Here is an 18,861-nt window from a genome sequence, read left to right on the forward strand (position 1 = left end):
CCAGCCGATGTGCTTACCTCACTGGCAGGTGGTTCATCCACCTCTCGCGTCTCAGCTTGCGAGGCGATGTCCTGCGCGAGCTTGCGCTTGATGCGGTCGATGGGCAGGCGTGGCAGCCACAGGCTGAGGATACGCCGACGGTTCACTGAATTGGCACTCATCACATTTCCATTCCATGATCCATCGCCCGACCGGGCCATGACGGTTGCGCACGAGCTCGGCGTCGAAGCGCGGCGCGCCCCAGGCGCTTGAGGCATTGCCGGGCGGCGAATGCGCCGCACGCACGATCCAGCGCGTCTCTGCGGTCGAGGGAATCGGAGTTGCCGCGATCCGCAGCATCAGCGCGGTAACGCCGGAGGCTTGCGCGGCGAGGGTCAATTTGCGGCTGGCGACGAGGTCGAGCTGGCGCGCTTCGCCCCAGACCTCGAGCACAACAGCGCCGAGCGCGTCGCAGGCCAGCGCGTCGGCCGCGGTGCGCAGAGCACCGTCGACATCGGCGGCGCGCACCGTGACCAGGAGACGCGGATCGAGGCCGAGCTCGGCGAGCCCGCGCACCGACAGCGCGCCGTTTTCGCGATCGGAAAAATCCTGCCGCACCCAGACCAGCGGCTTGCGCGTCGACACGCGTCCGGCGAGCCCCGCGATGAAGCCGGTCGCAGCGCCCGCTTGATGGCCGGCCGCGAACACCTCGTGCAATGCGGCCGGCGCGAGCCCGCCGCGCAGCATCGCGTCCGCGCCGGCGTGGCCGAGCGCGATGCGGTTCGGCATCGCCGCATCCGATGGCGCCTCGATGCGCGCGATGCTGCCGCGCAGAGACGCAAGCGTACCCGTGCGTGCGCTGTTCATTGCGCCGCTCCTTCTCAACCAAAATTTGAGGCCGTCACTGGTCTGAACAGAGAACCAGGGACTGGCTCATTTGTTCATGATATGTTCTAATATAAAGCTAACAGGGCCTGATGAGTCAATCGGATTACGGATTTTTCTGATTCATCAGTGGAATCAAAGGGATTCATGATGGACGTGCAACGCAAGCTGGAGATCCTGGCGGATGCCGCGAAATACGACGCCTCCTGCGCCTCCTCGGGCACCGAGCAGCGGGATTCCAGCGACGGCAGGGGCCTCGGCTCGACCGCGCCCGGCATGGGCATCTGCCATTCCTACGCTCCGGACGGACGCTGCATTTCGCTATTGAAGGTGCTGCTCACCAACGCCTGCAACTACGACTGCCTGTATTGCGTCAACCGCGCCTCCTCCAACGTGCCGCGCGCCCGCTTCACCATCGACGAGGTGGTGAAGCTGACGCTCGACTTCTACCGGCGCAACTATATCGAGGGACTCTTCCTCTCGTCCGGCATCATCCGCAGCGCCGACTACACGATGGAACAGGTGGTGAGCGTCGCGCGAAAACTGCGCGAGGAGCACCACTTCCGCGGCTACATTCATCTGAAGACCATTCCCGAAGCCGACGACACGCTGATCGCTGAGGCCGGCAAATATGCCGATCGCCTCTCCATCAACATCGAGGTGCCGGAGGAGACCAGCCTCGCCAAGCTTGCGCCGGAGAAGAACGTCCGCGCGATCCGCCGCACCATGGGACGACTACGGCTGAAGCTCGACGAAGCCGCGGAAAAGCCCGCGACGAAAACAAGGCCGCCGCGCTTCGCGCCGGCCGGCCAGAGCACGCAGATGATCGTCGGTGCGGATGGCGCAAGCGACCAGACCATCCTCACAACAAGCGCTAATCTCTATGGTGCCTACAGGCTCAAGCGCGTCTACTACTCGGCGTTCAGCCCGATTCCCGATGCCAGCCGCGCCCTGCCGCTGATCGCGCCGCCGCTGGTGCGCGAGCACAGGCTCTACCAGGCCGACTGGCTGATGCGGTTCTACGGGTTCGATGTCGGCGAGATCGCCGATGGACACGAAAACGGCATGCTGCCGCTCGACATCGATCCGAAGCTCGCCTGGGCGCTGCGCAACCGCCAGCGCTTTCCACTCGACGTCGCCAGCGCCAGCCGCGAGGAATTGCTGCGCGTGCCCGGCTTCGGCCGCAAGGCAGTCGACCGCATCATCGCGACGCGGCGCATCACCTCGATCCGCGTGGCCGATCTGGCACGGCTGCACATCCCCAGGAACAAGGCACTGCCGTTCATCGTTCTCAGTGACCATCGCCCGTCGGCACGCTTGCTGGATACGGCCGGACTGGTCGAGCGATTCAAGCCGAAGGCGACGCAACTCGGGTTTGGGTTTTGATGCACACCGTCACCCTCGACAGCGAAACCAACTTCGACGGCTGGCGGCAAGCCGCACGGCAGCTGGCATTGAACGGGGTGAAGCCGCAGGACGTGACGTGGATCGCGCGCAATGCCGAGCCGGAATTGTTTGCGGCGACGGAAGCTGACCACTTGCCCGATACGACCGAAGGCACCTTCAACGTGCCGGTCAAATTCGTCGAGCTGGCGAAGGCTGCGATCCTGCATCGCAACTCCGAACGCTTCGCCCTGCTCTATCGCCTGCTCTGGCGGATTCGCGGCGATCACGACCTGCTCGACGTCGCCACCGATCGCGATGTCTCGGAGATCAGCGCGATGGCACGCGCGGTGCATCGCGATGAACATAAGATGCATGCCTTCGTCCGCTTCCGCGAGGTCGGGCGCGTGAATACGCATTTCGTCGCCTGGTTCGAACCGGAGCATCATATCGTCGAGCTTGCTGCGCCATTCTTCGCCAAACGCTTTGCCGACATGCCTTGGTCAATCCTGACGCCCGATGTCTGCGCGCATTGGGACGGTCACGCGATCTCGATCACGCCGGGCGTCGCCAAATCCGAGGCGCCCAGCCAGGACCGGCTGGAGGAAACCTGGCGAAGCTATTACGCGGCGATCTTCAATCCGGCGCGGCTGAAGGTGAAAGCGATGCAAACCGAGATGCCGCAGAAATACTGGAGGAACCTGCCGGAGGCCTCGCTGATTAAGCCATTGATCGCGAGCGCGGAACGCACCACCGGCGCGATGATCGCGAACCAGCCGACCGAACCGCATAAGCCGCAGAAGCGGCCGGATGAGCCGATGGCCCGCAAGCAAGTCCAGGATGCGCCAGTCCACGACACGATCGCTGCGCTGCGCGACGAGGCCGTCGGTTGCCGCGCCTGCCCGCTGTGGAAGGACGCAACCCAGACCGTGTTCGGCGAGGGACCGCAAAGCGCCACGCTGATGCTGGTCGGCGAGCAGCCCGGCGACAAGGAAGATCTCGCAGGCCATCCCTTCGTCGGGCCGGCCGGGCAGATGCTCGATCGCGCGCTGCGGGAAGCCGGCATCGATCGCGCCGGGGTCTACATCACCAACGCGGTGAAGCACTTCAAATTCGTGCCGCGCGGCAAGATCCGGCTGCACCAGAAGCCGGCCACACCGGAGATCCGCGCCTGCCGGCAGTGGTACGAGCGCGAGCTCGCCGCCATCAAGCCGGAACTCGTGGTGGCGCTCGGCGCCACCGCAGCGCAATGCGTGCTGGGCAAGATCACACCCGTCAACAAGAACCGCGGCCGCCTGATGGACCAAGACGGAACCAAGGTGCTCGTCACCGTGCACCCGTCCTACCTGTTGCGGCTACCCGACGAAAAGGCTAAGGCGCTGGAATATCAGCGCTTTATCGACGACCTGAAAATCGCCGCAGATCGGTTGCGCAATTCGGCCTGAAGTTCCGCAAGACCGGCGGACCGGCGGAACCGGAGTAACCACACTTCGACGTGAAATTGTCCTCAACACGGACAAATACCTACAACCTTTAATTGATCCGTGGTACTGTGACGTGTTCCGCAGGTATCGGGCGTCATGTTCACGCCATGACGTACCCTGAGGCGGGCGCGCTGCGCGGTTTGCTAGCCCCGATCGTGCGGCGCGCCACCTCATCCTTCCATCCTGCTCCCCGCTCCTTTCTGCACTTCCACCATCCGCGACCATCACCGCCGACGTCTCGCCGGATTTCCGGTCGACAGAATCCTGCCGCCAAATGCCCGCCGGCGGGTTGCCTGCTCAGTGTGACCTCACCCGCACACAGTCTTGCCTTGCGGAACAAATGCGGGCCTCGTCGCTGTCATCACTGACCTTCTGTTGCTGAAGGTTGCCACGAGGCCGCGAAGGCGCGTGGGCCTTCAATGCGTTGCACAAATATTCGGCTCGATCTCCGCCACCGCGGATCGCCGGCGCAATTCACGGACCTGATTTCAATTGCTTGTCATATGCATGGATCAAAATCGGAGGCATTGGGACAGGAGTTTACCATGAGCGATATGGCGTTACCCGGCTCGATCGAGCCCGCCTTGAAAAAGGGTCCGGACCTCGACAAAGGCTTCCACCCCATGACGGGGATTATCTATTTGGGCGTGGTCGCGGCCGCGCTGCTGTTCGTTGCCTACAGCATCTATGCCGACGTCGATGCCACCGGCACGCGCGTCACGTCGTTCCTGCCGTACATCATGCTGTTCGTCGCGCTGCTGATCGCGCTCGGCTTCGAATTCGTCAACGGCTTCCACGACACCGCGAACGCCGTCGCAACCGTGATCTACACCCGCTCGCTGCCGGCGCATGTCGCCGTGGTGTGGTCGGGCATGTTCAACCTGTTCGGCGTGCTGCTCTCGAGCGGCGCCGTGGCGTTCGGCATCGTGTCGCTGCTCCCGGTCGAGCTGATACTGCAGGTCGGATCGAGCGCCGGCTTTGCGATGGTGTTCGCGCTCTTGATCGCCGCCATCATCTGGAATCTGGGCACCTGGTGGCTCGGTCTGCCGGCCTCGAGCTCGCATACCCTGATCGGCTCGATCATGGGCGTCGGCATCACCAACGCGCTGCTGCGCGGCCGTGACGGCACCTCGGGCGTCGACTGGTCACAGGCGACCAACATAGCCAAGGCGCTGCTGCTGTCGCCGCTGTTCGGCTTCGCGCTCGCGGCCGGCCTGCTCTATATCCTCAAGATCGCGCTGCAGCGCGCGACGCCGGCGTTGTTCGGCGAGCCGGTCGGCAACCAGCCGCCGCCGTGGTGGATCCGTGGCATCCTGATCCTGACCTGCACGCTGGTCAGCTTCTTCCACGGCTCGAACGACGGCCAGAAGGGCATGGGCCTGATCATGCTGATCCTGATCGGCACCGTGCCGACCGCCTATGCGCTGAACCGCGCGCTGCCCGCAAGCCAGATCGAGCAGTTCGCCGCGCACTCGACCGCGGCCAGCAAGGTCATCGAAGGCAAGGCCGCCGGCTACAACGTGATCGGCAATCCGCGCCCGGCCGTGACCAATTATGTCGCGCAGCACCAGATCAACGAAGGCACCTTTCCTTCGCTCGCCGTGCTGGTGCGCGACATCGGCCAGCAGGTTGCCCAATATGGCTCGCTGGCCAAGTTCCCGGCTGACGCGGTGGGCAACACCCGTAACGACATGTACCTGGCCTCCGAGGCGATCCGCTTCCTGATGAAGGACAAGGAGGCCGAACTGACCGCCGCCGACGTCGCCACGCTGAACGAGTACAAGGGCTCGCTCGATGCCGCGACCAAGTTCATCCCGAGCTGGGTGAAGTTCGCCGTCGCCATCGCGCTCGGCCTCGGCACCATGGTCGGCTGGAAGCGCATCGTCGTCACCGTCGGCGAGAAGATCGGCAAGACCCACTTGACCTATGCGCAGGGCGCCTGCGCCGAGATCACGGCGGCCGCGACGATCGCGGCGGCCGACGGCTACGGCCTGCCGGTCTCGACCACGCACGTGCTGTCGTCAGGCATCGCGGGCACCATGGCCGCCAACGGCTCCGGCCTGCAATGGGCGACCATCCGCAACATCGCAATGGCCTGGGTGCTGACCCTGCCGGCCGCGATGATCCTCTCGGGCTGCCTGTACTACGTGTTCTACCACGTGTTCTGATGCCCCCTGCCTTCGGCGCGGCGACGCGCCGGACGACAAAGGCCCGCACGTCAGGTGCGGGCCTTTTGCATTTGAACGTCCGGCTCAGGCCGCGTACGCCCTCGCTTCCTCGGCGAGCAGGCCGCGCGCCCATTTGTGCAGGCCCGATTTCGCCGTCCTGGCGCCCCAATACATGTCGATCGAGATCGGCACGCGGAACGGCAGTGATGCGACGTGCAGCCCGCCGCGCATCGCCCGTGCCAGGTGATGCGGAATGGTCGCAACCAGCCTTGTGCCGGCGATGATGCGCTCCAGACTGTCGTGGTTGGGAAGACTGACCACCGGCTCGATCTCGATCTTCCTCGTCTTCAGCGCCTCGAGGTAGAGCGGCTGCCACTCGCCGCTATGGGTGATGAAGACATGCTCGGCCCTCGCATAGGCCGACAGCGCGATCCGGCTCCGCGCCAGCGGATTGGCCGGATCCATCACGCAGACATAGTGATCGGTCATGATATGACGCCTGAAGATGCTTTCACCGACGATCCCGACCGGACCAAGCACGATGTCGCACTGGTTCTGCTTGAGATGGACGTCGCCATGGCCCGCGGCGTCGAGCAGGACCAGACGAATTCTTGGTGCGCCGGCACGCAGCCGCGCACTGAACTGCGGGATCAGGGTCTGGCGTTCGTGATGATTGCAGGAGATCGTCACGCTGCCCTGCGCCGTCGCGGGATCGAATTCGACCGCTGAGACCAACCCGTCGATCTCGCCGATCATGTCGCGCGCCCAGCCGACCAGCGCCGCGCAGCGCTCGGTGGCCGTCACGCCGTTGCCGTTGCGGACGAACAGCGGATCACCGAACGCGCCGCGCAGCCGCTCGATCGCATAGCTGATGGTGGACTGGTTGACGTCGAGGCGCTTGGCCGCCGCGGAGAACGACTGCAGGTCATAGACCAGCACGAGCGTCCGCAAGATCCCGATGTCGATCGGATCGATCGAGGAATTGGCCGTCACGCTGCACCTCCCGCCTTGCCGGTGCCCAGCCTAGCACAAGGTCATTCAATATTTCGATGGCCTAGATCAACTCAATCGAATTGAGCGATTGCACGTCCGGCGCTAGCCTTTCCGAAAAAGCGCTCCGGGAGGACCAATGACCTACGCCGTGCCCGTCGTCACCGACGTCTCGTATCGGGATCTGCTCGACGACCCCTATCCGATCTTCCGCCGCCTGCGCGAGATGGCGCCGGCGGTCTTCGTCGAGCCCGCCAAGCTGACACTGGTGACGCGCTTCGACGACATCGTGAGGATCGAGCGCGATCCCGCCACCTACTCCGCCGACAATCCGGCCTCGCTGGTCAACAAGGTGATGGGGCCGACCTTCATGCGCAAGGACGGCGCCGAGCATGCGATCGGCCGCAAGGCGATCGAACCCTCGTTCCGCCCGGCCACGATCAAGGAATACTGGGCGCCGAAATTCACCGCGATCGCCAACACGCTGATCGATGATCTGTCCGCGGCCGATGAGGCCGATCTGTTCTCCGCGCTGGCCGCTCCGATGGCCTCGCTCAGCCTGATGGCGATGATCGGGTTTCGCGCGATGCCGTGGCAGACGCTGGCCGCGTGGTCGCAGGCGCTGATCGACGGCGCCGGCAATTACGCCGCCGATGCCGAGGTCGAACGCAAGGCGATGCGGGCGAGCGCCGATGTCGATGCCGCGATCGACGCGGTGCTCGACGATCATCGCAGCCAGCCGAATCCTTCGATCCTGTCCTCGATGGTCAATGCCGAGCCGCCGATGCCGCTCGAGGGCATCCGCGCCAACATCAAGGTGATCATCGGCGGCGGGCTGAACGAACCGCGCGATGCGATCCTGACCCTCGTGCTCGGCCTCCTGCAAAACCCGGCGCAGCAGGACAACGTGCTGGCCAGGCCCGAGCTGTGGCCCGCAGCGCTGGAGGAAGCGGTGCGCTGGATCTCGCCGATCGGCATGTATCCGCGCCGTGTCACCCGCGATGTCGAACTCTCCGGCACCACGCTGCCGCGCGACCTTCAGATCGGCCTCTGCGTCGGCGCGGCGAACCGCGACGACAGCCGCTTCGCCGAGCCCGATCGCTTCGACGTGACGCGGCCGAAGCAATCGCATCTGGCGTTCGGCGCCGGGCCGCATTTCTGCGCCGGCACCTGGGTGTCGCGGCTCACCGTCGGCAAGATCGTGGTGCCGATGCTGTTCGACCGGCTGCGCAATCTGCGCCTCCGCGAGGAGACGCCGCCCGTCGTTCGCGGCTGGGTGTTCCGCGGCCCGGTCACGCTGCCGGTGCGCTGGGACGCGTGAGGCTCACGCCGCCAGCGCGTCCTCCACGATCTTCACGAAATACGAGGTGCCGTACACGATCGCCTCGTCGTTGAAATTGTAGGCGGGGTGATGCAAGCCCGCGCTGTCGCCGTTGCCGCAGAAGATGAAGGCGCCGGGCCGCGCTTCCAGCATGTACGAAAAGTCCTCGCCGCCCATCAGCGGCGGCATCGTATGCACGTTGCCGTCGCCGGCCACTTCCTTGGCGATGCGGGTCGCGAATTCGGTCTGCGAGGCGTGGTTGACGGTGACCGGATAGCCGCGCTTGTAGTCGAGATCGATCCGGGCGCCGGTCAGCTGGGCGACGCCCTTGACCACTTCGCCGATGCGCTTCTCTATCAACTGCCGGACCTCCGGGGTCAGGGTGCGCACGGTGCCGCGCAGCACCGCGGTCTGCGGGATCACGTTGCGGGCATGGCCGGCATGGAATTCGCAAATCGAGATCACGGCGGAATCGAGCGGATCGACGCTGCGCGACACAATCGACTGCAGCGCGGTGATGAGCTGCGCGCCGACCATCACGGAATCGATGCATTTGTGCGGCCGCGCCGCGTGGCCGCCGAGCCCTTCGATGTTGATATTGACCTCGTCGGTGGAGGCCATGATCGGGCCGGAGCGGATCGCGAACGAGCCGATCGGAATCCCCGGACCGTTGTGCATGCCGTAGACCTGCTGGACGCCGAAGCGGTCCATCAAGCCGTCCTTGATCATCGCGGCTGCACCGGCCCCGCCCTCCTCGGCCGGCTGGAAGATCACGACCGCATCGCCGGCGAAATTGCGCGTCTCGGCGAGATAGCGCGCCGCGCCGAGCAGCATCGCGGTGTGGCCGTCATGGCCGCAGGCGTGCATCTTGCCCGGCGTCTTCGAGGCGTAAGGCAGGTTGGTTTCCTCGTGGATCGGCAGCGCATCCATGTCGGCGCGCAGGCCGATCACCTTGACGTCGCCCTTGGCCGCGCCCTTCTTGCCCTTGATGACCCCGACGACGCCGGTCTTGCCGAGACCGGTCACGACCTCGTCGCAACCGAATTCCCTGAGCCGGTCGGCCACGAATGATGCAGTGCGGTGCACATCGTAGAGCAGCTCGGGATGTTCATGGATGTTGCGGCGCCAGGCCTGGATATCGGGTTGCAGATCGGCGACGCGATTGACGATGGGCATGGGAATTCTGGCCTCAGAGGTTAGACGTAAGTCCTCTTAGCATGCAAGAGCCGGTCCACCCAAACAGATGTGACATGCCGCCGGCTGGGGCCTGCATTCGCAAACGGGATACGACATGGTCTTCGGACACGGCATCGCGCGCCTTTTTGCGCAAGCCTGTGAGGGCCAGGACTGATACGATCCCATTCGACCAAAGCCCAATGGTGCGCGAAATATCCCGCGTGGATACTACTTGAAGTTTTCGCACCGAAATCCTCCACCTTCAAAGAAGGGGCGGCTGCATGACGCCGGATCAGGCGGTCCTTTTCTCCACCATCATTCTGCTGGTGCCGATGGGTTACTTCCTGCTGGCGGCACCGGCGTTCCTGCTTGTGAAGCTCGACCTCCCGCCGGTCACCCACCTGCTGCGCGGCATGTTCAATGCCTACTTCCTGGTGCTGACCATCTCCGGCGTGATCGGGACGCTCGCCTTTGCCGTGGCGGGCCGGCCGACCACGGCACTTTGCATCGCATTGATCGCCGCTTTCGCCGTGCTGGCGCGGCGATGGTTTCTACGCCGGCTCGATGCCGAAGCAGACGCGAGAGATTCAGGTGATCCCACCGCGGTGCGGCGGCTGCGCCGGCTGCATTGGGGCGGCATGCTGTGCAATGCGGTCCAGGTGTTCGCGCTGGTCGCCAGCATTCCCTACATGGCGCCGCTGCCCTAAACCTCACGTTTTCCGATGCGGATCGTATTTCGAAAGCACGTCCTTGAGATAATCCCGGCTTTTCCATTCGGGGGCGGGCGGCTCGTATCCGGGCCGAGGAACGAACGGATTCGCCGGCACATCAGCTGAAGCGCCCATCAGGTCCGGAATATAGCGCGGGCAATTGGGAAAGATTTCGCACTTGACGCGCACGACGACCTTCGCGCCATGGTGCCGGGCAAGCGCTTCCACGCTGTCGTCGATTGTTGCCTTGCCGCGGATGCGCGTGCGAAACGTCTTGCCGTCAAGGCGGACGAACAGCAACCCGACATTCGGGTTGCGGTGGATGTTGCCGAGCGTGCGGTACATGTTGTTGCCGTCATACTCGGGGTACTCGAGCGTGTCGGGCCCGGTGATCTTCACGAAGCCTGGATCGCCGGACCGCATCGAGCAATCGACGTTGTCCTGATAGCTCGTCGCAACGAAAAAGAACCGCGTCTCTTCGATGAGCTTGCGGTCCTGCTCCCAGAATTCGAAGTGGAGACGATGCTTCTCAAGACCGTCGGCGACGCGGCGGCCGTCGAAACGGTCCTGCAGCTCACGCATTCCATCGTGGTAGAATGGGGCGCGGATCGGGTCTGCCACGGGAATCCTCCGGCAAGTTGAGCTTGGCAATTGAGGCGGCCAATGCAACGAAAGCCTATTCGTTCGGCACAGGCGTGAAAAGCCATCGAAGGTCGAATTGGCGAAAGACGTCGATGACGGCCGTGCTCGCGGTGCCCGGCGTCGGCACGCTGATGCTGATCGTCTGCGTTCCCCGAGCGAGACATCAGGTCACATAGCCCGCACCGAGCCGTCCCTGATCATCCAGCGCACGCCCGGTATCCACTGCCGGGCTTGTCTCGACCGGCGGCGTCTGACTAATAGACGTCAACAAAAGACGCTTGCCGGGAACGAGGACATGCCGCGAAGGCTCGAGGGTGATTTCGACTACATTATCGTCGGCGCGGGCACGGCGGGCTGCATCGTGGCCAACCGCCTGTCGGCCGATCCGAGCAAGCGCGTGCTGCTGTTGGAAGCCGGCGGCAAGGACAACTGGATCTGGTTTCATATCCCGGTCGGCTATCTCTTCGCGATCGGCAATCCGCGCTCGGACTGGATGTTCAAGACCGAGGCCGAGCCGGGCCTCAACGGCCGTGCGCTCGCCTATCCGCGCGGCAAGGTGATCGGCGGCTCGTCGGCGATCAACGCCATGATCTCGATGCGCGGCCAGGCCGCAGACTACGATCACTGGCGGCAGCTCGGCCTCACCGGCTGGAGCTACAGCGACGTGCTGCCGGCGTTCAAGAAGCTGGAGGATCACTTCCTCGGTGCAAGCGAGCATCACGGCGTCGGCGGCGGCTGGCGCATCGAAGCGCCGCGGCTGTCGTGGCAGATCCTCGATGCGGTCGGCGATGCCGCCGAGGAGATGGGTATCAAGCGGATTGCGGATTTCAACACCGGCGACAATGAAGGCACCAGCTACTTCCACGTCAACCAGAAGCGCGGCCGGCGCTGGTCGTCGGCGCGCGGTTTCTTGAAGCCGGTGCTCAACCGCAGCAATCTCAGGCTGGAAACCAACGTGCTGGTCGATCGCTTGATCATCGAGAGCGGCCGCGCCGCCGGCGTGCTGTTCCGCCAGGGCAATGAGACTGTGGAAGCGCGCGCCCGGGGCGAAGTGATTCTCTGCGCCGGCTCGATCGGCACCACGCAGGTGCTGCACCGCTCGGGCATCGGCCCGTCCGAATGGCTGTCGCCGCTCGGCATCGACATCGTCGCTGACATGCAGGGCATCGGCCACAATCTGCAGGATCATCTGCAGCAGCGCGCGATCTACAAGGTGTCGGGCGTGCGCACGCTGAACGAGACCTATTACAACCTCGTCCGGCGCGGCCTGATGGGCCTCGACTACGCGTTCCGCCGCCGCGGTCCGCTGACCATGGCGCCGTCGCAGCTCGGCATCTTCACGCGCTCGGATGCGACGCGCTCGCGCGCCAACATCCAGTTCCACGTGCAGCCGCTGTCGCTCGACAAGTTCGGCGATCCCCTGCATCGCTTCCCCGCGATCACGGTCAGCGCCTGCAACCTGCAACCGAGCTCGCGCGGCACGGTGCGGATCAAATCGACCGCGCCCGACGACAAGCCGTCGATCGCGCCGAATTACCTCTCGACCGACGACGACCGCCAGGTCGCGGCCGACGCGATCCGCACCACGCGCAGACTGATGAAGCAGAAGGCGCTGGAGCAATATCATCCCGAGGAATTCCTGCCCGGCCCCTCGGTCGGCGACGACGACGCCTCGCTCGCCAAGGCCGCCGGAGACATCGGCACCACGATCTTCCACCCGGTCGGCACCGCGAAGATGGGAACGGCCAACGATCCGATGGCCGTGGTCGACGAACGCCTGCGCTTCTACGGCCTGCACGGCCTGCGCATCGCGGATGCCTCCGTGATGCCGACCATCACCTCCGGCAATACCAACACGCCGACCGCGATGATCGCCGAGAAGGGCGCGGCGATGATCCTCAGGGATGCAAGATAGCAATTCATGACGCAGCCGCAGCGAATTCTGGTTGGCGATGTCGGCGCGCAGGTCGCGGTGAAGCGATGGGGCGATCCCGCCTCGGGCAAGCCTGTGGCGCTGCTGCTGCACGGCACCGGCTTTGTCGCCGAGGTCTGGACCGAGGTCGCGGAAGCGCTCGCCGCCGACTACACCGTCTATGCGTACGACCGGCGCGGCCACGGCTTGAGCCACAAGCCCCCCACCGAGCGCTATCACTTCGAGGATTTCGCCGGTGACGTTTGTACCGTGGTCGAACGCATGGACCTGAAGGACATCTACGGCATCGGCCACAGCGCCGGCGCGACCGACCTGCTGCTGGCAACGAAGTTGATGCCGGACCGCTTCGCTCGGCTGTTCGTGACGGAGCCGACCGCGATGGACCCGCACGCGCCGCGCGCCGGCGACCTGAGTGGCATCTCGAACGCGTCACTGCAAGGCGTGCTGCGCCGTCGCGCCGAATTCGACAATGCCGAAGATCTGTTCCGACGGCTGCGCGCCGCGCCAACCTTCGCGACGTGGACCGAGCGGTCGCTGTGGGCCTATGTGCATCACGGCTTCGCGCGGCTCGATGACGGCCGCATGCAACTGCGCTGCACGCCCGAAATCGAACAGGCGATGCTCAGGCCGATCTTCCAGGCCATGGAGCAGATCTATACCGGCGATTCCCGCGGCAATCCGTTCCCGTGGTTCTCCGAGATCGCCTGCCCGGTCCGCATCGCGACCGCCGAACAGTCATGGCCGATCTACAAGGAGATGGCCGACCGCGCCGCAGCCCTGATCCCGTACACCAGCCGCTGGACCTTCGATGGCGTCGGCCATTGCGTCGCGCAGGAGGCGCCGGAGCTGATGATTGCGGCGGTTCGGACGTTCGCCGCGCGCGCGGACTAAGGCACGATGAGATCATGTTGAATCGTCATCGCGCTTTAGATTCTTGTTTAAGCATGATCTTTTCGGAAAATCGCTTCGCACTTTTCCGGATCATGCTTGAGGGCTGCCGTCACCCAGCCCAAAGAAAACGCCGCCCCCTTGCGGGGACGGCGGAAGCCACTCACGCAGTACTGGAACTTGTTATTGGTGTTTGCCGTGGTGCTCGGCGTGATGCCGGCTTGCTTCGGTGTGGTGATGCTGGGCATGGCTCGCATGGCCATGGGCGCTGTGCGCGTGATGCGCCGCCTTCTCGTGATTGCCCTCTTCGTGGTGCTTGGCGGCTTCGCGGTGATGACGCGCCGCGTGCTCGTGATGCTCGGCTGCCTTGTGGTAATGCTCAACGCCTGCGTGGTCGCTCATGATGATCTCCCGGTCTGGCGAGTGAAGTCCGCCATCTTTAAGCAGGAGCGCTGACATTATGCTGACGGCTGCAAGACAGCTTTGTTGCGGCCGTTCATCTACGTTGCTGCCGCCGACCGTGTTCCGAGGATCGGTAGACCCTGGGCTCGCCCCTGGTCACCTTGAGGGCGTCCTCGGCGACCATCACCCAGCCGACCAGCGGCGCGCCGGCGTGGCGCCGGCAATCGGTGCAGTGACACAGCGCATGGACGACCGGTTCCCCGGTGACCTCGTAACGAATCTCGCCGCAGTGACAGCCGCCGGTCACATTGCCCGTGGTTTCCTCCAACTTATCAGGGGTTTGCCGGGGTCGATAACGTTGCAGCCCCGACGCCTTCAATGGCGCATCTCGCCCTTGCGGCCACCTGTCGCGGGCTGGCCCGTATGGTGGGCCGCCGGGCTCTCACGAAATCGTCATCCCCTCCCTCAACCCTCTCCAAAGCCGCGGGAATAAAGCCCTGGGGCCGCCGATCACCTCCCCGGAAACCCAATCCCTGGGACCACGGGAGACTTGTCATGAGCGGACACGATCACAATCACCACGATGAGGAAAAAGGCGTCAGCCGACGCAAGGTGCTGGAATGCATGACCTGGGCCGGCACCGGCGTGCTGTGGACCGTCACCGGCGGCGTGCCGCATTCGCTCGGCATCGTCGGCTCGGCCAAGGCCGCGGAAGCGACCGGCATGACCTTCATGCAGATCAGCGACAGCCATGTCGGCTTCGACAAGCCGGCCAATCCGAACGCCATCGGCACGCTGGAGGAGGCGATCAACAAGGTCAAGGGGATGCAGGTCAAGCCGTCCTTCATGATCCACACCGGCGACATCACGCATCTGTCGAAGGCGTCCGAATTCGACGACGCCGATCGCATCATCTCGCAGGCCAAGCTCGACGTGCATTACGTGCCGGGCGAGCACGACTTCATCGACGAAGAGGTCAAGCTCTACAAGGAGCGCTACGGCAAGGGCACCAAGGGTCCGGGCTACTATTCGTTCGACGCCGGCGGCGTCCACTTCGTCGGCCTCGTCAACGTCGTCGACCTCAAGGGCGGCGGCCTCGGCAATCTCGGCAACGAGCAGCTGGAATGGCTGGAGAACGACCTCAAGGGCCGTTCGAAGTCGACCCCGATCGTGCTGTTCGCCCACATCCCGCTGTGGACGGTCTATCCGCAATGGGGCTGGGGCACCGAGGACGGCGCCCGCGCGCTGGAATACGTCAAGGGCTTCGGCTCGGTCACCGTGCTCAACGGCCACATCCACCAGGTGATGCAGAAGGTCGAGGGCAACGTCACCTTCCACACCGCGCGTTCGACCGCCTTCCCGCAGCCGGCGCCGGGTGCCGCGCCCTCGCCCGGCCCGATGAAGGTCGAGGATGCCAAGCTGCGCAGCATGCTCGGCGTCGCCAGCATCAACTTCAAGCAGAACAGCCAGCCGCTGGCGATCATCGACACGCCGCTGCAAGGCTGACGGATCCGGCTGAGGAAAGAGACGATGAGTACGATCAATCGACGCGACTTCGGGATCGCCGTGGTCGCGGCCATGTTGCTGCCGGTCACTGCGGCCCGCGCCGAAGACACCGCGGTCCACATCGACAATTTCTCGTTCACGCCGAACCCGCTCGACGTGAAGGTCGGCACGACAGTGACCTGGACCAACCGCGACGACATCCCGCACACCGTGGTGTGCGCGGGGAAATTCCGCTCCAAGACCATGGATACCGACGGCACCTTCTCGTTCACCTTCACGGAGCCCGGCGAGTACAAGTATTTCTGCTCGCTGCATCCGCACATGACAGGCAGTATCAAGGTTGGGTAACGTGACCAGCCATACAATCACAGCCATGCCCGGCCGGTGGCCCTCAGCCCCCGGCCGGGCACAAGCCGTCTCTCGACCAGCCGGGCAGGACACGATGGTTGTCAACGCGTCGCAAGACGATCCCGAAAAGGCACGGCGCTTCCGCGAGGCCGCGCTGCCCTACCTTGACGACGCCTACACCCTGGCGCGCTATCTGCTGCGCGATGCCGCCGATGCGGAGGACGCGGTGCAGGAATGCTACCTGCGCGCCTACAAGCATTTCGACAGCTACCGCGGACCTGCGATGAAACCGTGGCTGTTCGCGATCCTGCGCAATGTCTGCCGCGCCGAATATGCCCGCCGCAAGACCGCCCCCACCGCGGTCGAGGAGCTGCCCGAGGGCGGCGATCAGACCCCGATGTGGAACGAAGCCCCGGAGACACCCGAGAAGCAGATGCTGCGCCGCTTCGACGGCGACACCGTGCGCAAGCTGGTCGCGGCGCTCGCCGAGCCGTTCCGCGAGACCTTTGTGCTCAGGGAAATCCAGAATCTTTCATACCGCGAGATCGCCGATGTCGCCGCCGTGCCGGTCGGCACCGTGATGTCCCGTCTCGCGCGCGCCCGCGCCATGCTGCGATCAGCCTGGCTCGCGGAACAGGAGCAAGCGAAATGACCTGCGAGGAAGCCGAAGTGCTGATCCACGCGCTGATCGACGGCGAACTCGACGCCGGCCATGCACGCGAAGTGGAAGCCCATGTCGAGGGGTGCGCGCATTGCGCCGCTCTCATGAAGGACTATCAGGAGATCCGCCAGGCGATGGCCGAGAGCGACCTGCGCTACAAGGCGCCGCTCGAGCTGCGCCGCAAGATCGAGAAGGCGCTGCCGCAGCCGCAGGCGGCGCCGAGCCGGCGCTCGGTGCTGCGCGGCTTTGCGATGGGCTCGGCGGTATCGGCGATGGCCGCGACGGGGCTGGTCGCGATCGTGCTGCGCAACGACGACGAGCAGCGCATCGAGAACGAGGTGGTGTCGGCGCATCTGCGCTCGCTGCAGGCCGGTCATCTGATCGACGTGGTCTCGACCGATCAGCATACGGTCAAGCCCTGGTTCAACGGCAAGCTCGACGTCTCGCCGCCGGTGATCGACCTCACCGCGCAGGGCTTCACGCTGATCGGCGGCCGGCTCGACTACGTCAACGCCCGCGAGATCGGCGCCGTGGTCTACAAGCGGCGCCAGCACGTGATCAACCTGTTCGTGGCGCAGACCGCCAGTACCGAACGCAAGACCGCGAAGGTCTCGACCTTGCAGGGCTTCAACATCCGGCGCTGGAGCGACCGCGGCCTGAATTACTGGGCGGTCAGCGATCTCGGCGCCGACGAGCTGACCGAGTTCGGCGACAAGTTCGAGAGCGCGATGCGCGCGAACAAGGAAGGGTGATTCGACCCACCAATCGTCGTTGCGAGGAGCGACAGCGACGAAGCAATCCACATCTCAGCCCGCCGTGCGATGGATTGCTTCGCGGAACCTGGCATCGGGCGGCGCTGCGCGCCGACCCGGTGGCTCGCAATGACGGATGAGATGACCGTGTAGCCCGGATGGAGCGTGGCGCAATCCGGGAACAGTCCCGCAAGTTTCGAGAACCCCGGCTTACGCCGACTTGCGCACCGCGTTGTCGACCAGCGTCTTGCCGAGCGACCAGATCGCGCCGGGCACCTTGTGGCTGCCGGCGATCACGTCGTCGAACGACTTCTCGATCCAGCTGCAGTCTTCCTCGGTGATCATCAGCGGCGGCAGCAGCTTGATGGTGTGGAGGCCGTGGCCGGCGACTTGCGTGAGAATCTTGTGATCCTTGAACAGCGGCACCGTGATGAGCTGGCAGAACAGGCCCTTGTTGGCGGTCTCCAGCAGGTTCCACGACGCCTTCAGGCGCAGCGATTTCGGCGGGCCGAACTCGACGCCGATCATCAGGCCCTTGCCGCGGACTTCCTTCATCAGTTCATAGCCCGGCACCATGCGCGTCAGCGCGAGGCGGAGCTCGGCGCCGCGCTTGGCAGCGTTCTCGACGAGCTTCTCGGCCTTGATGACATCGAGCGTCGCGATGCCGGCGGCCATCGCCAGATCGTTCTTGGCGAAGGTCGAGCCGTGCACGACCGCGCGGTCCATCTGGTTGAAGATCTTGTCGAAGATGTTCTTGCGCGTCAGCAGCGCACCGATCGGCACGTGGCCGCCGGACAGCGCCTTCGCCAGCAGCACCATGTCGGGCTCGATGCCCCAGTGCTCGATCGCGAGGAACTTGCCGGTGCGGCCGATCCCGGTCTGGATCTCGTCGGCGATGAACAGCGTGCCGTATTTGCGGCACAGCGCCAGCGCGCCGGGCAGGAACTCGTCGGTGGGCATGTTGACGCCCTTGCCCTGGATCGGCTCGACGATGAAGGCGCCGACCTGGCGCGACGACAGCGCCTTCTCCAGCGCCTCGAGATCGTTGAACGGGATCGGCGTGCAGCCCGGCAGCAGCGGTTCGAAGCCGCTGCGGAAATTCGAATCATCGGTCAGCGACAGGGCGCCGTAGGACAGGCCGTGGAACGAATGCCCGCAATAGACGATGCCCGGACGGCCGGTCGCGCCCCGCGCGAACTTGATCGCAGCTTCGACCGTTTCGGCGCCGGAATTGGCGAAAAACACCTTGTCCAGATATGGAACATGCTCCAGAAGCCGTTCCGCGAGCACACCCGCGAGCGTCGAGACGTCGAGCTGCACGAGATTGGGCAGATCGGCGTCGAGCACGCTCTTGAGCGCCTTGCGCAGGGCCGGATGATTGCGGCCAATCGCAAAAACGCCAAATCCGCTCAATAGATCGAGGTAACGAGCCCCCTGACGATCGAACAGGTACTGGCCTTGCCCCTTCTGGAAGCCGACGTCATAGCCGATGGTCTTGAGGACGCGAACGAGCTGCTCGTTGAGATGACGCGTGTGCATGGCACCGCGCTGCCCCTCGCGCTCCACAAAAATCTCGGAAACGTCTAAATTGGAACTTACCATTCGTTACATACGTCGGTTGATGGCCATCTCG

Annotated in this window: 18 protein-coding genes; 12 read left to right on the forward strand and 6 right to left on the reverse strand. The window is 64.6% G+C overall.

Going from position 1 to position 18,861, the window contains the following annotated elements; all coding sequences use genetic code 11:
- Window positions 1–51: 51 nt before the first annotated feature.
- Complete coding sequence (locus tag ACTUWL_RS04605; protein ID WP_021079963.1) at window positions 52–846, reverse strand: ImuA family protein; 795 nt, start codon at window positions 844–846, stop codon at window positions 52–54.
- Between the two features lie 168 nt (window positions 847–1,014).
- Between ACTUWL_RS04605 and ACTUWL_RS04610 the strand changes: the two genes are divergently transcribed.
- From ACTUWL_RS04610 to ACTUWL_RS04620, 3 genes are all read left to right on the forward strand, one after another.
- The gene (locus ACTUWL_RS04610) at window positions 1,015–2,250 is read left to right on the forward strand and encodes a putative DNA modification/repair radical SAM protein (RefSeq protein ID WP_035651969.1); all 1,236 of its coding nucleotides are present in this window, start codon (window positions 1,015–1,017) and stop codon (window positions 2,248–2,250) included.
- A complete protein-coding gene (locus ACTUWL_RS04615; RefSeq protein WP_021079961.1) occupies window positions 2,250–3,692 on the forward strand; it encodes a UdgX family uracil-DNA binding protein in 1,443 nt (480 codons plus the stop codon). Before ACTUWL_RS04610 ends, ACTUWL_RS04615 begins: the two co-directional genes overlap by 1 nt.
- A 584-nt stretch (window positions 3,693–4,276) precedes the next feature.
- A complete protein-coding gene (locus ACTUWL_RS04620) occupies window positions 4,277–5,899 on the forward strand; it encodes an inorganic phosphate transporter (RefSeq protein ID WP_021079960.1) in 1,623 nt (540 codons plus the stop codon).
- A gap of 84 nt (window positions 5,900–5,983) precedes the next feature.
- Here the strand turns inward: ACTUWL_RS04620 and ACTUWL_RS04625 are convergent, their stop codons facing one another.
- Window positions 5,984–6,892 (reverse strand): LysR family transcriptional regulator, encoded by a 909-nt coding sequence (locus ACTUWL_RS04625; protein ID WP_021079959.1) that lies wholly within the window; start codon window positions 6,890–6,892, stop codon window positions 5,984–5,986.
- Window positions 6,893–7,028: 136 nt separating this feature from the next.
- Here ACTUWL_RS04625 and ACTUWL_RS04630 point away from each other — a divergent pair, with 136 nt between their 5' ends.
- Window positions 7,029–8,210, forward strand: a complete 1,182-nt coding sequence (locus ACTUWL_RS04630) for a cytochrome P450 (RefSeq protein WP_021079958.1) — start codon at window positions 7,029–7,031, stop codon at window positions 8,208–8,210.
- Window positions 8,211–8,213: 3 nt separating this feature from the next.
- Here the strand turns inward: ACTUWL_RS04630 and ACTUWL_RS04635 are convergent, their stop codons facing one another.
- A complete protein-coding gene (locus tag ACTUWL_RS04635) occupies window positions 8,214–9,386 on the reverse strand; it encodes a M20 aminoacylase family protein (RefSeq protein ID WP_021079957.1) in 1,173 nt (390 codons plus the stop codon).
- A gap of 281 nt (window positions 9,387–9,667) precedes the next feature.
- Here ACTUWL_RS04635 and ACTUWL_RS04640 point away from each other — a divergent pair, with 281 nt between their 5' ends.
- Window positions 9,668–10,093 carry a hypothetical protein gene (locus tag ACTUWL_RS04640; protein ID WP_021079956.1) on the forward strand — a complete coding sequence of 142 codons (426 nt, stop codon included), beginning with the start codon at window positions 9,668–9,670 and terminating at the stop codon, window positions 10,091–10,093.
- 3 nt (window positions 10,094–10,096) lie between these two features.
- On the opposite strand, the gene ACTUWL_RS04645 is transcribed toward ACTUWL_RS04640, so the two are convergent.
- Window positions 10,097–10,717, reverse strand: coding sequence for a pyridoxamine 5'-phosphate oxidase family protein (locus ACTUWL_RS04645; protein ID WP_021079955.1), 621 nt, complete (start codon window positions 10,715–10,717; stop codon window positions 10,097–10,099).
- A gap of 316 nt (window positions 10,718–11,033) precedes the next feature.
- On the opposite strand from ACTUWL_RS04645, the gene ACTUWL_RS04650 reads away from it, so the two are divergent.
- From ACTUWL_RS04650 to ACTUWL_RS04660, 3 genes are all read left to right on the forward strand, one after another.
- Complete coding sequence (locus ACTUWL_RS04650) at window positions 11,034–12,653, forward strand: GMC family oxidoreductase (RefSeq protein ID WP_021079954.1); 1,620 nt, start codon at window positions 11,034–11,036, stop codon at window positions 12,651–12,653.
- 6 nt (window positions 12,654–12,659) lie between these two features.
- Window positions 12,660–13,562, forward strand: coding sequence for an alpha/beta fold hydrolase (locus ACTUWL_RS04655; RefSeq protein WP_021079953.1), 903 nt, complete (start codon window positions 12,660–12,662; stop codon window positions 13,560–13,562).
- 96 nt (window positions 13,563–13,658) lie between these two features.
- Window positions 13,659–14,015, forward strand: coding sequence for a hypothetical protein (locus ACTUWL_RS04660; RefSeq protein ID WP_021079952.1), 357 nt, complete (start codon window positions 13,659–13,661; stop codon window positions 14,013–14,015).
- A gap of 40 nt (window positions 14,016–14,055) precedes the next feature.
- Here the strand turns inward: ACTUWL_RS04660 and ACTUWL_RS04665 are convergent, their stop codons facing one another.
- Window positions 14,056–14,268 (reverse strand): GFA family protein, encoded by a 213-nt coding sequence (locus ACTUWL_RS04665; protein ID WP_106940130.1) that lies wholly within the window; start codon window positions 14,266–14,268, stop codon window positions 14,056–14,058.
- A gap of 248 nt (window positions 14,269–14,516) precedes the next feature.
- Between ACTUWL_RS04665 and ACTUWL_RS04670 the strand changes: the two genes are divergently transcribed.
- The 4 genes from ACTUWL_RS04670 (at window position 14,517) to ACTUWL_RS04685 (ending at window position 17,228) form a co-directional block, all read left to right on the forward strand.
- Window positions 14,517–15,467 (forward strand): metallophosphoesterase family protein, encoded by a 951-nt coding sequence (locus ACTUWL_RS04670; RefSeq protein WP_021079951.1) that lies wholly within the window; start codon window positions 14,517–14,519, stop codon window positions 15,465–15,467.
- A gap of 24 nt (window positions 15,468–15,491) precedes the next feature.
- Complete coding sequence (locus ACTUWL_RS04675) at window positions 15,492–15,815, forward strand: cupredoxin domain-containing protein (RefSeq protein WP_021079950.1); 324 nt, start codon at window positions 15,492–15,494, stop codon at window positions 15,813–15,815.
- A 94-nt stretch (window positions 15,816–15,909) separates the two neighbouring features.
- Entirely contained in the window at window positions 15,910–16,467 is a 558-nt protein-coding gene (locus ACTUWL_RS04680; protein WP_021079949.1) for a sigma-70 family RNA polymerase sigma factor, read from the forward strand.
- Window positions 16,464–17,228 carry an anti-sigma factor family protein gene (locus tag ACTUWL_RS04685; protein ID WP_021079948.1) on the forward strand — a complete coding sequence of 255 codons (765 nt, stop codon included), beginning with the start codon at window positions 16,464–16,466 and terminating at the stop codon, window positions 17,226–17,228. The genes ACTUWL_RS04680 and ACTUWL_RS04685 overlap by 4 nt, the downstream gene beginning before the upstream one ends.
- Before the next feature lie 210 nt (window positions 17,229–17,438).
- Here ACTUWL_RS04685 and hpnO read toward each other — a convergent pair whose 3' ends face one another.
- Window positions 17,439–18,830, reverse strand: coding sequence for an aminobacteriohopanetriol synthase HpnO (gene hpnO, locus ACTUWL_RS04690; protein WP_021079947.1), 1,392 nt, complete (start codon window positions 18,828–18,830; stop codon window positions 17,439–17,441).
- Window positions 18,831–18,861 lie beyond the last annotated feature (31 nt).

This window comes from Bradyrhizobium sp. WCU1 (assembly GCF_053474805.1).